Here is a 13,728-nt window from a genome sequence, read left to right as displayed (position 1 = left end):
AGTGGCGAAAGATTACCAACTCATTATTTTTGATTGGGATGGCACTTTAATGGACTCCATCGGCCGCATTGTTTCTTCGATGCAGGCTACCGCAAAAGCTTTGCAGTTGCCAGTCCCACTTGCGGAAGCGGTGCGCGACATTATTGGTTTAAGCCTGGAGCCCGCCATTGGACGCTTATTTGGCAACCTTTCAACAGCAGATTATGAGCGGTTTTTACAGGTTTATCGCGATCAGTATGTTGAGTTAGATACAACACCGACCCCGCTTTTCACTGGGGTGCGCTCCATGTTGACTGAGCTCAGTCAGCGCGGCTACCAACTTGCGGTGGCTACGGGTAAAGCCAGACGAGGCTTGGACCGAGTGTTAGTAGAGAGCGAACTGCAAGATTTCTTTAGCGTAACGCGTTGCGCCGATGAAACCCGTTCAAAGCCTGAGCCTCATATGCTTCACGAAATTATGGCATGCACAGGCGTGTCAGCGGCAGCAACCTTGATGATTGGCGATTCGATCCATGATTTAAAAATGGCCCAAGCCGCAGGTGTTGATGCTTTGGGCGTTGATTTTGGGGCTCATAGCAGTGCGCAACTGTTACCTTACCAGCCGCGCCACATTTTGAGCGACTGGTCGCAGTTACTTGCCTATTTAGACGAACAGAATGTGAGGAGTAGGGTATGACCAAGCTCGTATTAGCGTCGACCTCACCTTATCGACGTATGTTACTAGAAAAAGTGGTATCCGAATTTATTTGCGCGGCACCACACACTGATGAAACAGCGCACGAAAATGAAACTGCGCCGGAGTTAGTTGAGCGTTTAGCAGTGGCAAAAGCCAAGGCGTTGGCGGAACAGTATCCGTCGCATTTTTTGGTAGGTTCTGATCAAGTCGCGGTGGTCGACGGGAGCATTTTGGGTAAGCCTGGCAATGAAGCGAACGCGATTAAACAGTTAACGGCGGCGCGCGGCAAGATAGTGACGTTTTATACGGGACTCGCTGTCTACGATAGTGCGCAGCAACGCCTGCAAAGTTGCGTGGAACCTTTCGAAGTTCACTTTCGCAACTTAACCGATGCAGAAATTAAGGGTTACGTTGCGCTTGAGCAACCGTTTAATTGTGCAGGGAGCTTTAAGAGTGAGGGATTAGGGATTAGCTTGTTTGAGCGGTTGCATGGCGATGACCCAAATAGTTTGATCGGTTTACCGCTCATTAAACTGCTCGCGATGCTGCGTGAGTGGGGCATGAATCCCTTGATAAAAAGCTGAAAATCACTTGTTTTCGGGCGCTGAATCCTTTAACATTCGCGCCCTATGCAGAAGGTTCGTATTCCTATTTCGGTCGATCCGGTCAAAAGTGCCGGTAAACAATTGAGTTACGTGGGCTTAGTTCCAGGTAAGTCGATGACACGTTTACAAGAGCTTTTGGTAGAGCCCTGTGCAGATGTAGATGCCGAACTTGAGTTTGATCAAGATGAGCAAAACATCAAGCACATGAAAGGGCACGCCACGGTCTCAGTCACGGTTGCTTGCGAGCGCTGTGGTGACCCGATGGTGGTCGCTCTGGAGAGTAACTTTGCTTATGCTCCAGTGACCAAACGCCAAACGGCCACCGATATGCCGAGTGATTACGAAGCCATAGAGTTAGATGAGCTTGGTGAGATCCAACTGCATCGAATTATTGAAGATGAGCTGATATTGGCAATGCCTGTGGTGGTCAAACACGACGAGCGCGAATGTCGGGTAGATAGTAATGCAATGCAATGGGGCAAAATTGATGATGCTCCTAGCGATAAGGAAAATCCTTTCGCCGTATTGCAAGAGTTAAAGCGTAAATAAACTTAGGAGATAGCGTAAAATGGCTGTACAACAGAATCGGAAAACGCGTTCAAAGCGCGACATGCGTCGTTCTCACGATGCACTGAGCGGCCCTACACTGTCGGTTGACTCTACCTCTGGTGAAACGCATCGTCGTCACCACGTAACAGCTGACGGTTTCTATAAAGGCCGTAAAGTCGTAAACAAGTAATCCAGAATCGGAAGTGAGGCAATGGCCGCACTGACACTGGTACTTGATGCAATGGGGGGCGATCATGGCCCCTCTATTGTTATTGACGCATTGCATGATGCGTTACAACTATTCCCTCAACATCACTTCATTGTGGTCGGCGATGAAGCCGAACTCAAACCTCTCTTACAAGCAAAAAACCTTCTCGAACATGAACGTGTGACACTGCAACATGCCAGTCAAACCGTTACCATGACCGATAAACCTGGTTACTCGTTGCGCGCTAAACCTGATTCGTCAATGCGTGTCGCACTCGAACTCATTGCAACTGAGCAAGCTGCAGCCTGTGTAAGTGCTGGTAATACCGGTGCCTTAATGACAAAGGCTTACTTCTCGCTGAAAACCTTACCTGGCGTGTTGCGTCCGGCGCTAATGTCGGCGATTCCGCAAGCTTCTGGACAAAGCGCATTTTTACTCGACCTTGGTGCAAATCCAGTTTGTGATTCCGATACTTTATTTCAGTTTGGCATCATGGGGGCGGTCGCCGCGCGTGAAGTGCTTGGTATTGAAAACCCGCGTGTTGCGCTGCTGAATATGGGCGAGGAGGACATTAAAGGCAATGATGTCGTGAAGTCGACCGCGCAGTTATTCCAGCAATCCAATTCGATTAACTATATTGGCTTCATTGAAGGCGATGACCTGTTCGCAGACAAAGCAGACGTCATTGTTTGTGACGGTTTTGTCGGCAATATAGCGCTGAAGAGCTGCGAAGGACTTGCCGAACTGCTACTGAACAATATTCGAGCTAATATCAACGCTCACTGGCTAACGCGCTGGTTTGTAAAACTTTTCTACCATCGGTTGCAACGTTCGTGGGACTGGCTGAAGCCCGACCACTATAATGGCGCAAGTTTGATAGGATTGCGGGGCGTTGTTATAAAAAGTCATGGTGATGCGAATGCGAAAGCATTTTTAAGTGCGATCGAGCAAGCCGTGGAAGAGACGCAACAGGACCTCCCGACACGTATTCGTGATCAGGTGGAAAAAGTTCTCTTAGAGCAAGAATAAGGTTCATATGTTTGCAAGAATTGCAGGAACTGGGCACTATCTTCCCGCACAGTGCCTGACCAACGCTATGCTTGAGCAACGTGTTGATACGAGTCACGAATGGATTGTTGAGCGTACTGGTATTCATCAACGCCATATCGCAAGTGCCAGTGAAAATGCGGTAACCATGGGTGTTGCTGCCGCACGAGAGGCACTTCAAGCTGCTCATCTGCCGATTGAAGACATTGACCTTATCGTCGTGGCGACGACCTCTAATGATCGGGCTTTCCCAAGTGTTGCTTGCGAGATTCAGGCAGCTTTAACCGAACAAAATATTCCAGCGTTTGACGTTGCCGCTGCCTGCTCAGGTTTTTTATTTGCCATGAGTGTTGCAGATCAATACATCCGCAGTGGCACTTATAAAAATGTATTGGTGATTGGTACCGATGTACTATCACGCTTGTGTCGCCCAGATGATCGCAATACCATCATTTTGTTTGGTGATGGCGCCGGCGCAGCTGTACTGCAAGCGAGCACAGAACCGGGAATTTTATCAACACACCTGTATAGTGCTGGCGAGTTTGCTGACTTATTGGGCGTGAATCACGTACAACGACATAGTGACGAAAGTGCTGAAGCGTTGAGCGAAGCTTGGATGTATATGAAGGGCAATGAGGTATTCAAAGTTGCGGTAAGTAAACTCAGTTCGTTAGTCAGTGAAACCTTGGCGGCAAATAATATGTCGCCTAGCGATTTGGATTGGCTGGTGCCACATCAAGCAAACCTGCGCATCATTAAAGCCACCGCAAAAAAACTAAAAATGCCGATGTCACAAGTGATCACAACACTAGAAGACACTGGTAATACGTCGGCAGCATCAGTACCCATTGCACTCGATGTTGCCATTCGCGATGGGCGTATTAAGCGCGGACAAAATTTATTGCTGGAAGCCTTTGGCGGTGGATTCGCTTGGGGTTCAGCACTTATCAATTATTAGCAAGGAAACGACTATGCGTGCATTTGTTTTTCCCGGACAAGGTTCTCAAACGGTTGGTATGTTGGCTGATCTAGCAACTGAGTATCCGCAGATCGAACAAACTTTTGCTGAAGCAAGCGAGGCTCTAGGCTACGACTTATGGGAGCTAGTGCAGCAAGGACCTAGTGAAAAGCTGAATGAAACTCAGCGCACTCAGCCGGCATTGCTTACCGCAAGTGTGGCAATTTATCGCGTTATCGAAGCACAAGGAGTGCCGGCACCGGAATGGTTGGCAGGGCACAGTTTGGGGGAATATTCGGCGTTAGTGTGCAGTGGTGCGATGGACTTTGCCGATGCAGTGCGGTTAGTTGCCAAACGCGGCGCACTAATGCAGGAGGCTGTACCCGCTGGGGTTGGCGCGATGGCGGCAATTATCGGCTTAGATGATGCGCTCGTTGAAGAAGCGTGTGCGGCGGCAGCCGGTGACCAAGTTGTAAGTGCGGTCAATTTTAATTCTCCAGGGCAGGTGGTCATTGCCGGTCATGCCGAGGCTGTAGAGCGCGCTGGAGAAGCGTGTAAGGAGGCGGGGGCAAAACGCGCATTACTATTGCCGGTAAGTGTGCCTTCGCATTGTGCGCTGATGCAGCCAGCGGCCGAAAAACTGGCCGTCGAGCTAGGAAAAATTACCTTACGTACGCCTAATATCCCTGTCGTGAACAATGTCGATGTTAGCGTTGAGCGTGAAGCCGACGCTATTCGCGACGCTTTAGTGCGTCAACTATACTCGCCGGTACGTTGGACCGAAACTATTCAATATTTGGCTAAGCAGGGCGTTACAGAACTCTACGAAATTGGCCCAGGCAAAGTGCTAAGTGGACTTACGAAGCGCATCGATAAGGCATTACAAAGCGATGCAATTAACACAATTGAAAGTATTCAAAAGGTGCAATCATGACAATAACAATGGAAGGGCAAGTCGCTCTCGTAACTGGTGCGAGCCGAGGTATTGGCAAAGCCATCGCTGAGCAACTGGTAGCGCAGGGCGTAAAAGTGATTGGTACAGCCACCAGTGATAGTGGTGCCGAGGATATTTCCGCTTATCTCGGCGAGCATGGTGAAGGCCGCCGTTTGGATGTTACTGATGCAGAAAGTATTGCCGAAACGCTAAAAGCAATTGATGAGAACTATGGTCAACTCGATATCTTGGTTAATAATGCGGGGATTACTAAAGACAACCTGCTTATGCGTTTGAAAGATGATGATTGGGATGCGGTGCTTGATACCAACTTGAAATCGGTCTATCGCTTGAGCAAAGCTGTTCTTCGGGGCATGATGAAACGTCGTTTTGGCCGCATTATTAATATTTCATCGGTGGTGGGAACGACTGGGAATCCTGGACAGACCAACTACTGTGCCGCAAAAGCTGGTTTGGTAGGTTTTAGCAAAGCACTGGCACAGGAAGTTGCTGGACGTGGTATAACAGTGAACTGCGTTGCGCCAGGTTTCATTGATACTGATATGACCAAGGCCTTGACTGAAGACCAAAAACAGGCGATTTTTGCAAATATTCCGGCGGCTCGTTTGGGGCAGCCAGAAGAAATTGCTGCAACAGTGGTATTTCTAGCGTCGGCTGGAGCCGCTTACATCACCGGTGAAACTATTCATGTGAATGGTGGTCTTGCAATGGTGTAAGTAAACAGCAGATCAAGGGGTATGACCTCTCGGCATTTGGGCATTTTTTCCTTTATTAATGCCGCTGCATTCACTACACTAAGCGCAAATTTGAACTCGATACCTAAATGAAGGGACATTGTAACAATGAGTACTATTGAAGAACGCGTAAAGAAAATCATCATCGAACAGTTGGGCGTTAAAGAAGAAGAAGTAAAACCTGAAGCTTCTTTCGAAAACGACCTTGGTGCAGATTCACTTGATACTGTTGAGTTGGTGATGGCACTGGAAGAAGAATTCGAAACTGAAATTCCAGATGAAGAAGCAGAAAAAATCAAAACTGTTCAAGCGGCAATCGATTACGTGACGAATCACGCAAACGACTAAGCCAAACGGTTGCAAAGGGCGGAATGAAAATTCCGCCTTTTTTGTATCTGGCGTAAGGAATTCGAGATCTTTATGTGGCAAAACGGGCAACAAATTACGGCGCATGAGCTCGATCGTGGCTTACAATTTGGAGATGGTCACTTTACCACGTTGACGCGTGAAAATGGCCAGCTGCGCTGGTGGCCTCAGCATTGGCAGCGGTTGGTATCGGCTAGCGAGCGTTTGCGGATGGGGTTGCCGGATGAAGCCGAGGTCTTAGAATGTCTGGCGCAAATTGACGCCGCTGATGCCATTATCAAAATAATCATTACACGCGGTTCAGGTTCGCGCGGTTATGGTTACGCCCAAACTGTTACCAGCAACTGGTATGTTACAAGTTCACCATTACCCGAGCGCAAAACACACTCACTAAATTGTGCGATTGCGCAGTTCTCCTTGGCGCGTTCCAGTTTTTTTGCCGGACTCAAAACACTCAATCGATTAGAGCAAGTGATGCTCAGTGCTGAGCGCGACAGTAGCTCGCTTGACGAGCTGATCGTGTGCGACAGTGAAGGCTTGGTTGTTGAGGCGACATCGAGCAATATCTTTTTGCGTATAGAGGGTGCGTGGCATACGCCAAAACTTGATTTTGCAGGCATTGACGGCATTGTTCGGCGTCAGATTTTAGCCGATCGCCCCTTGGGTGACGTGCAAATATCTCGCGTGAACGTGCACGATCTACCTAATGTAGAGCAAGCATTCGTAACTAATACTGTTTTGGGCTTGCGTCCACTAGCGAAGATCGGCGACCATAAGTTACCCGAGCAACAACTTCCTAAGGCGCTAACAACTTGGTGGCAAAGCTAAAACAATTCATACTCATCAGCTTCTTTGCGGGTATATTTCTACTCACCCTGTTTGCTTGTGGTGGCGCTTATTGGAGTCACCAACTTCTCGATTCTCCGTTAGACATTGGCGATGAACCCGTGTTGCTGGAAATCAAACCAGGAATGCATGCAAAAACAGTCTTGCAACAGCTCAAGCAGCAAGAAATATGGCCGCATTCCAGCGAACTGAGTTACGTTGCGAGTCGTTTATGGGCTAACCCCGAGCGTATGCAAGCTGGGGTTTATCAGCTGCAATATGGACAGACGTTGCGGCAGTTTTGGCAACAGTTACAAGCTGGGCGGCAACATCAATTTGCGGTTACCTTGGTCGAAGGCCAAACGCTCATGCAATGGTTAGAAATCATAGGAGCGCATGATTATTTACAGCCGCTAACGTCGTCGCCCAGTGAACTATTAAAGCAAGTAGCAAGTGATGCAAGTTGGCCTAGTTTAGAAGGCTTGTTAGCACCTGACACCTATCATTTCTATGCCGGTACTTCGGCCCTGAAAATTCTCCGCAAGGCTTATAAAACGCAGCAACAACGTTTATATGGTGTCTGGGAAGACCGGGCAGATGAATTGCCCTATACAGAGCCATACGAGTTGCTTATTATGGCTTCGATTATTGAAAAGGAGACCGGGCTAACGGGCGAACGCGATAAGGTAAGCTCAGTTTTTGTGAATCGTCTACGTAAAGGTATGCGCTTACAGTCCGACCCGACAACCATTTATGGTATCGCTGATTTTGATGGTAATTTGACCCGCGCTCACTTACGGGAAGAAACAGCGTATAACACGTATCGTATTGATGGTTTACCACCAACACCTATTGCGATGCCAAGCTTGGCAAGCTTACGTGCAGCCGCTCACCCCGCAACTACAGATTATTTCTATTTTGTCGCAGACGGTTCGGGCGGCCACGTTTTCTCGCGAACCCTAGAAGAGCACAATAAAGCAGTTAATCGCTATCAACGAGGAATGAATTAGCCCATGCAGGGAAAGTTTATTGTTGTCGAAGGCCTTGAAGGGGCAGGCAAGAGCTCAGCAATTGCGAGCTTAGTGAGCCATTTACAAGCAAAAAGTATTGCCACGCTTACTGTTCGCGAGCCGGGTGGTACACCGCTGGCTGAGGCTTTGCGTGATTTGGTTAAAAAGCAGTGGCAGGAAGAGGTGACGGCGGAAACTGAGTTGCTATTGATGTATGCCAGTCGAGCCCAATTGGTTCACAATGTGATTCGTCCAGCGCTGGCAGAGGGAAAATGGGTGATTGCCGATAGGCATGACTTATCGTCACGAGCCTATCAAGGTGGAGGGCGCCAGTTAGGCGATGCCAAGCTACAAACTTTAAAGAAACTCGTACTTGGCGATTTTGTCCCGGATTTAACCTTATTACTCGATTTAGATCCTGAAATTGGCCTTGAGCGAGCCCGTGCCCGTGGCGAACTTGATCGGATTGAACAAGAAGCAATGGCATTTTTCCAGCGCACGCGTGAACGCTATTTAGAAATTGCTCGGCAGGAACGCGGTATTAAGGTTATTGCCGCCGACCAACCGATGGCGGAAGTGCATCAGGCACTTGTTAATGCACTCGAAGCAGAGCTATTCGCACACGGAAGGGGATAAGTCGTGAGTTTGCCATGGTTACGGGAAAACTGGCAGCAAGTGTTGCGAGAACGACAGCAAGGTAAGCTTGCCCACGCTTATTGTGTGCCTTGGCAAGTTGATCTTGGGAGCGCTTTATTCGTTGCCGAATGGATCAAGTTGTTGCTTTGCAGTCAGGCAGAAAAGCGAGCGTGCGGTGAGTGTAAGAGCTGCTTACTGCACAAAGCCGGAAATCATCCAGATTATTATTCACTCGCGAGTCAGGATGGGCGTGCCATTAGTGTCGATCAAGTGCGTGAACTTCTTGGCAAGTTACACAACACGCCCAATCAAGCGGGGGCAAAAGTCGTATGGTTACAGGATGCCGAAAAACTCTCGGTGACTGCTGCCAATGCCTTGTTGAAGACGCTCGAAGAACCCACCCGCGATACCTATTTTATTGTTACGCCTGAGAGGACTGAACGGTTATTACCTACATTGCGTAGTCGTATGCAACTGTTACGCATGAACACGCCATCCGCGGAAGCTATTCAACAGTGGTTGGCACAGCAACTAGGACGTATTCTAACTGAAGAAGAGATGACAGCTTGTCAGCGCTACCGGCAACGGCCATTGGCGCTCATCGAATGGGTCAAAAGCGGTGATTACCCGCGCGATTATGTTGCTGAATTAAGTGGGGCTTTGCTTGCGGATGAGGCGTTACCAACACCAGCCAAAGCGGATTGGCAGGACTGGTTATTGGCAACGGAGCAATGGTTGCAAGAACTCATGCGCGTGCAGCAGGGAGCTGCACAAACACAATTACTTATGCCAAGCAAACAAGCTGAGCTACAACAATTTCTTCGTAACAGGAATTATAACGTGACAGATTTAAGTTCTTGGTTACAATTATGTTATGGTATACGACAGCAAACCAATGAACAGAGCGGCCTCAATGGGCCTCTATTATTACAAGAACTCTGGATGAGGTGGCTCTAGCCATGGCTGCGAAGCGAATTCACTTAAAATCAGAAGAACAGTTACGTCGCTTATACATGCCCTTCATCAAAGGTGGGGCATTATTCGTTGCAACCGATGACCCTTATGCGATTGGTGACGAGATGGCGTTATTGGTACAATTACCCGGTGATTCAGAGGAGACTCTGGTTAAGGGGAAGGTTGTATGGCTAGCGCCACTGCGCCCTGGACGCGCCGATCAACGCGGTGTCGGGGTGCAGTTCACCGATGACAAGTCGCACTTACGAAATCGTATTGAGACCTTGTTAGGTCACCTGGGTGAGTCGAGCGCGCCAACAGCAACCATGTAAACTAACACAACGTTAAGGGGTCGCTGTGTTTATCGATTCACACTGTCATCTCGATAAATTAAAACTCGATGAATTCGATGGTTCCATCGAACAAGTTATTGCCAATGCTAAACAAGCTGGGGTCCAGCAAATGTTGTGCATTGGTGTCACTCTGGAAGATTTTCCAAGCATGCGGGATCTTGTTACACCTTATCCAGAGGTAGCGATTTCCTGTGGCGTGCATCCGCTGTACATTGGCAAACATGCACTGGTCAAAGAGCAACTTTCCGAGCATGTTCGTGATGAACGTGTTGTTGCCGTGGGTGAAACAGGGCTTGATTATTTTTATGATCCAGACAGTAAGCACGTGCAGCAAGAAAGTTTTGCTTACCATATAGAGCTTGCCAACGAGGTCGATAAGCCGCTCATTATTCATACACGCGATGCGCGCGAAGATACGCTCGGTTTATTACGCGATGGACACGCAGAGGCCTGCGGTGGTGTGTTGCATTGTTTCACTGAGTCGTACGAGATGGCACGCCAAGCCATTGATGACCTTGATTTTTATATCTCCATCTCGGGGATCGCTAGTTTTCGCAATGCCAGCGAGCTACGCGACGTGGTAAAAAAATTACCGCTCGATAGATTACTGATTGAAACCGATAGCCCTTGGTTAGCGCCGGTTCCGCATCGTGGTAAGCAGAACCAACCCGCTTATGTTGCGGACGTGGCCAAATGTGTCGCCGATATAAAGGGCCTAACTTTGGCTGAAGTCGCCGAAACTACAACGCGTAATTTCTTCCAACTTTTCAAGCGTGTTGAGCCGCATCAACGCTAATTCCAAAAATTAGTGCAAAGATCACAAAAAAATTTAGCAAATCTTTTTTTGTTGTCTACACTCAAACTTACCTTCGAATTTTATCGAGTTAGCGCACGGCTCAATCCCTTGAGCCATTCCCCTAGGCTCGGGACTCTTAATTGGTCCCGAGCGTTTTTTTATTTACCGCAGCTAATAGGCATGTAACTGCAGGAGGAACGCTATGGGATCTACCTTTGATCAAAATGATCGTCCCGATTATGACGCCGAAATTCAAAGCCTTGCCGATTACGTTTTACAGGAAACCATTGATAGTGACATAGCGTGGCAGACCGCGCGGTATTGCTTGATGGACACTATTGGCTGTGGCTTGTTGGCGTTGCGTTACCCCGAATGCACCAAACATTTAGGGCCAATTGTAGCTGGAACCCAGGTCCCGCACGGTGCTCGGGTTCCTGGAACGTCATTTGTGTTGGATCCGGTGAAAGCTGCTTGGGACATTGGTTGCTGTGTACGCTGGCTCGATTATAACGATACTTGGTTGGCCGCCGAATGGGGGCATCCTTCAGATAATCTGGGCGCAATACTGGCGCTCTGTGATTTTATTTCGCAGCAGAGAGTGGCAAGTGGGCAGTCACCATTGACCATGAAAACGGTGCTTGAAGCAATGATCAAAGCCCATGAAATTCAAGGCATACTCGCGCTTGAAAATAGCTTCAATCGTGTTGGGCTCGATCACGTGGTACTGGTTAAAGTTGCTTCCACTGCGGTGGCGACGTGGTTACTTGGCGGTAACCGCGAACAGATGCTCGCAGCGATCTCACATGCGTGGGTTGATGGGCAGGCGTTACGAACCTATCGCCATGCGCCGAATGCAGGTTCAAGAAAATCTTGGGCTGCGGGCGACGCGACGAGTCGAGCGGTGCGCTTAGCTGATATAGCCATGCGTGGAGAAATGGGTATACCGGGTGCGCTATCGGCTGAGCAGTGGGGCTTCTACGCTGTTGCGTTTAATAAAACAAACAAAGATCAACAATTAAAGCCTACTGATAAGTGGTGCTTTAGTGTGCCACAGCGCTACAGCAGTTATGTTATGGAGAATATCCTATTTAAGTTGTCTTTCCCTGCTGAATTTCATGCGCAAACTGCCTGTGAAGCGGCAATCACACTACATTCGCAGATTAAAGATCGATTAGATGAAATAGAAAAAATAGTCATCACCACACACGAATCGGCGATTCGTATTATCTCTAAGCAAGGTAAGTTAGCGAATCCTGCCGACCGTGATCATTGTTTGCAATATATGGTCGCTGTTCCGCTACTCTTTGGTGAACTTAACGCAGATCATTATGAAGACAGTTTCCATGCGGCGCACCCAGAAATAGATAAGTTGCGTGAAAAGATGGAAGTTGAAGAAAATAAGTCCTTTAGCGAAGACTATCTGGATCGAAATAAACGTTCGATTGCGAATGCTATACAGGTGTTTTTTACCGATGGCAGCAGTACCGAGCAAGTTGAAGTAAATTATCCGATCGGCCATCGGCAACGTCGCGAAGAGGGGATACCCGTCCTAGAACAGAAGTTCGTGAATAATCTAGCCACGCGTTTCCCGTCTCGCCGGGTAACAAAAATAGAAGAGTTATGCGCGGATCACGAGCGTTTTTGCCAAACGCCCGTGCACGACTTTATGCAATTGTTGGTGATTTAGGTTTAACCACGCCAGATCACTAATAAAATAAGAATAGGGCAGATGAACTTCACATACCATGGCCAGATCTTCCAGAACCAAGACTTCTGGATTTCTGGCGCTCCTTCCTGCAATGCTTTTAGCAAGTAATTCTGGCGCAGCACCCAAGTGAGTAACAGGCCAAACGTTAAGCCTAAGAGTGGCTGCATGTAGACGGTGGTAAAGGTGATCACCAAGCCGAAAAGCGCGTTAAAGTTATAAATGATCAGCGCTGACACAGCCCCAATACTCAACCCGACAATCCATGCCATTTGTGAACGCGGTTGCCCAGTTTCTTCACGTAACGCATTCACTGGTGCCTCAAGCATTGAAATTGATGAGGTGATAGCAGCGATGACCATTAATGCAAAAAAGGCAAAGGCCACCCATAACCCGGCACTGCCCATTGAATCAAACATGGCTGGCAACACCGTAAAGACCAGCGTGTCCGATGACAATAAGGCGCCAGCGTCGTCGTAAATAACAACGCCGAGTTCTTGCGCGGCGAACATTGCTGGCAAAATCAATAAACCCGCTAAGAAAGCAACAGTGGTGTCTAAACCAGCAACCCAGCCTGCGGTTTTTGGCAAGTTTTCTTGTTTAGATAAGTAGGCACCATAGGTCATCATACAGGCTGCACCAATCGACAATGAAAAGAACGCTTGACCCATTGCGCGAATGACGAGGTTCGGATCAAAAACCCGTGAAAAATCGGGCGTAAGGTACATTTTTAAGCCATCGGTGGCGCCAGGTAACGTCATAATGTAGATGACCATGGCAATCAGCAACACGAATAATAGCGGCATCAACCGACTCGACCAGCGCTCAATGCCATCAGTTACTCCAGAGCGGACCACATGAATGGTCAGGAGCAAAAACAATCCCATCATAATGAGGTTACGTTCGACACTAAATGCAGTTAACCATTCGGCAGCGTGAGGGAAACCTGCTAGCTCAGCCAAAGGGGCGAACATGAACGCTAGCAACCAACCAGAAACGATGGCATAGAAGCTTAAAATCAATGACAGTACCATTAATGCGACAATGCCGGTAAATGCGCCAAAGAAGCGCCAACCTTTTCGTTCACTAAGATTACGTAGCGCCTCGACTGGGTTTTGTTGGCGTAGACGACCTATTGTGAGTTCAGCCACCAACATTGGGTAGGCTAAAGCTAAGATCATGACTAAATAGACCAGCAAAAATGCGCCGCCACCATTGCTGGCAGCTTGCGTAGGAAACCCCCAAATGTTGCCAACGCCAACAGCTGATCCAGCCGCCGCTAAGATAAAACCGATACGTGAAGAAAATGCAGGTGAGGTTGCAGCCATAATTGATTCTTATCGTTGTTGTT

17 protein-coding genes are annotated in these 13,728 nt (G+C 48.4%); 16 read left to right on the top strand and 1 reads right to left on the bottom strand.

What is annotated here, in order from left to right:
- Window position 1 precedes the first annotated feature (1 nt).
- The 16 genes from CWI70_RS03025 to CWI70_RS02950 all read left to right on the top strand — a co-directional run bounded on the left by CWI70_RS03025 (window position 2) and on the right by CWI70_RS02950 (window position 12,359).
- Window positions 2-676, top strand: a complete 675-nt coding sequence (locus CWI70_RS03025; RefSeq protein ID WP_241967809.1) for an HAD-IA family hydrolase — start codon at window positions 2-4, stop codon at window positions 674-676.
- Complete coding sequence (locus CWI70_RS03020; protein ID WP_126770439.1) at window positions 673-1,260, top strand: Maf family protein; 588 nt, start codon at window positions 673-675, stop codon at window positions 1,258-1,260. The genes CWI70_RS03025 and CWI70_RS03020 overlap by 4 nt, the downstream gene beginning before the upstream one ends.
- 45 nt (window positions 1,261-1,305) lie before the next feature.
- Window positions 1,306-1,830, top strand: coding sequence for a 23S rRNA accumulation protein YceD (yceD, locus tag CWI70_RS03015; protein WP_126770437.1), 525 nt, complete (start codon window positions 1,306-1,308; stop codon window positions 1,828-1,830).
- Window positions 1,831-1,849: 19 nt separating this feature from the next.
- Window positions 1,850-2,020, top strand: a complete 171-nt coding sequence (rpmF, locus tag CWI70_RS03010; protein ID WP_126770436.1) for a 50S ribosomal protein L32 — start codon at window positions 1,850-1,852, stop codon at window positions 2,018-2,020.
- 21 nt (window positions 2,021-2,041) lie between these two features.
- Window positions 2,042-3,067, top strand: a complete 1,026-nt coding sequence (gene plsX / locus CWI70_RS03005) for a phosphate acyltransferase PlsX (protein ID WP_126770434.1) — start codon at window positions 2,042-2,044, stop codon at window positions 3,065-3,067.
- 7 nt (window positions 3,068-3,074) lie between these two features.
- Window positions 3,075-4,043: a beta-ketoacyl-ACP synthase III gene (locus CWI70_RS03000; RefSeq protein ID WP_126770432.1), complete on the top strand. Its 969-nt coding sequence runs from the start codon at window positions 3,075-3,077 to the stop codon at window positions 4,041-4,043.
- Between the two features lie 13 nt (window positions 4,044-4,056).
- Entirely contained in the window at window positions 4,057-4,977 is a 921-nt protein-coding gene (fabD, locus tag CWI70_RS02995; RefSeq protein ID WP_126770431.1) for an ACP S-malonyltransferase, read from the top strand.
- Entirely contained in the window at window positions 4,974-5,714 is a 741-nt protein-coding gene (gene fabG, locus CWI70_RS02990; RefSeq protein WP_126770429.1) for a 3-oxoacyl-ACP reductase FabG, read from the top strand. The genes fabD and fabG overlap by 4 nt, the downstream gene beginning before the upstream one ends.
- A gap of 126 nt (window positions 5,715-5,840) precedes the next feature.
- Entirely contained in the window at window positions 5,841-6,080 is a 240-nt protein-coding gene (acpP, locus tag CWI70_RS02985; RefSeq protein WP_026862150.1) for an acyl carrier protein, read from the top strand.
- Between the two features lie 72 nt (window positions 6,081-6,152).
- Entirely contained in the window at window positions 6,153-6,926 is a 774-nt protein-coding gene (gene pabC, locus CWI70_RS02980; protein WP_126770427.1) for an aminodeoxychorismate lyase, read from the top strand.
- Complete coding sequence (gene mltG, locus CWI70_RS02975; RefSeq protein ID WP_157980853.1) at window positions 6,914-7,933, top strand: endolytic transglycosylase MltG; 1,020 nt, start codon at window positions 6,914-6,916, stop codon at window positions 7,931-7,933. Before pabC ends, mltG begins: the two co-directional genes overlap by 13 nt.
- A gap of 3 nt (window positions 7,934-7,936) precedes the next feature.
- Window positions 7,937-8,569, top strand: coding sequence for a dTMP kinase (gene tmk, locus CWI70_RS02970; protein WP_126770423.1), 633 nt, complete (start codon window positions 7,937-7,939; stop codon window positions 8,567-8,569).
- A 3-nt stretch (window positions 8,570-8,572) separates the two neighbouring features.
- Window positions 8,573-9,526, top strand: coding sequence for a hypothetical protein (locus CWI70_RS02965; RefSeq protein WP_126770421.1), 954 nt, complete (start codon window positions 8,573-8,575; stop codon window positions 9,524-9,526).
- Between the two features lie 2 nt (window positions 9,527-9,528).
- A complete protein-coding gene (locus tag CWI70_RS02960; RefSeq protein ID WP_126770419.1) occupies window positions 9,529-9,855 on the top strand; it encodes a PilZ domain-containing protein in 327 nt (108 codons plus the stop codon).
- 25 nt (window positions 9,856-9,880) lie between these two features.
- Window positions 9,881-10,672: a TatD family hydrolase gene (locus CWI70_RS02955; protein ID WP_126770417.1), complete on the top strand. Its 792-nt coding sequence runs from the start codon at window positions 9,881-9,883 to the stop codon at window positions 10,670-10,672.
- Between the two features lie 202 nt (window positions 10,673-10,874).
- Window positions 10,875-12,359 carry a bifunctional 2-methylcitrate dehydratase/aconitate hydratase gene (locus CWI70_RS02950; protein ID WP_126770415.1) on the top strand — a complete coding sequence of 495 codons (1,485 nt, stop codon included), beginning with the start codon at window positions 10,875-10,877 and terminating at the stop codon, window positions 12,357-12,359.
- 2 nt (window positions 12,360-12,361) lie between these two features.
- Here the strand turns inward: CWI70_RS02950 and CWI70_RS02945 are convergent, their stop codons facing one another.
- On the bottom strand, window positions 12,362-13,705 hold the full coding sequence (locus CWI70_RS02945; protein ID WP_126770413.1) for a sodium-dependent transporter: 1,344 nt from the start codon (window positions 13,703-13,705) through the stop codon (window positions 12,362-12,364).
- Window positions 13,706-13,728 lie beyond the last annotated feature (23 nt).

This window comes from Pseudidiomarina homiensis (assembly GCF_003987225.1).
Classification (GTDB): Bacteria; Pseudomonadota; Gammaproteobacteria; order Enterobacterales; family Alteromonadaceae; genus Pseudidiomarina; species Pseudidiomarina homiensis.
The sequence above is the reverse complement of the archived record's forward strand: the minus strand, read 5'-3'. Positions and strand labels throughout refer to the sequence as shown.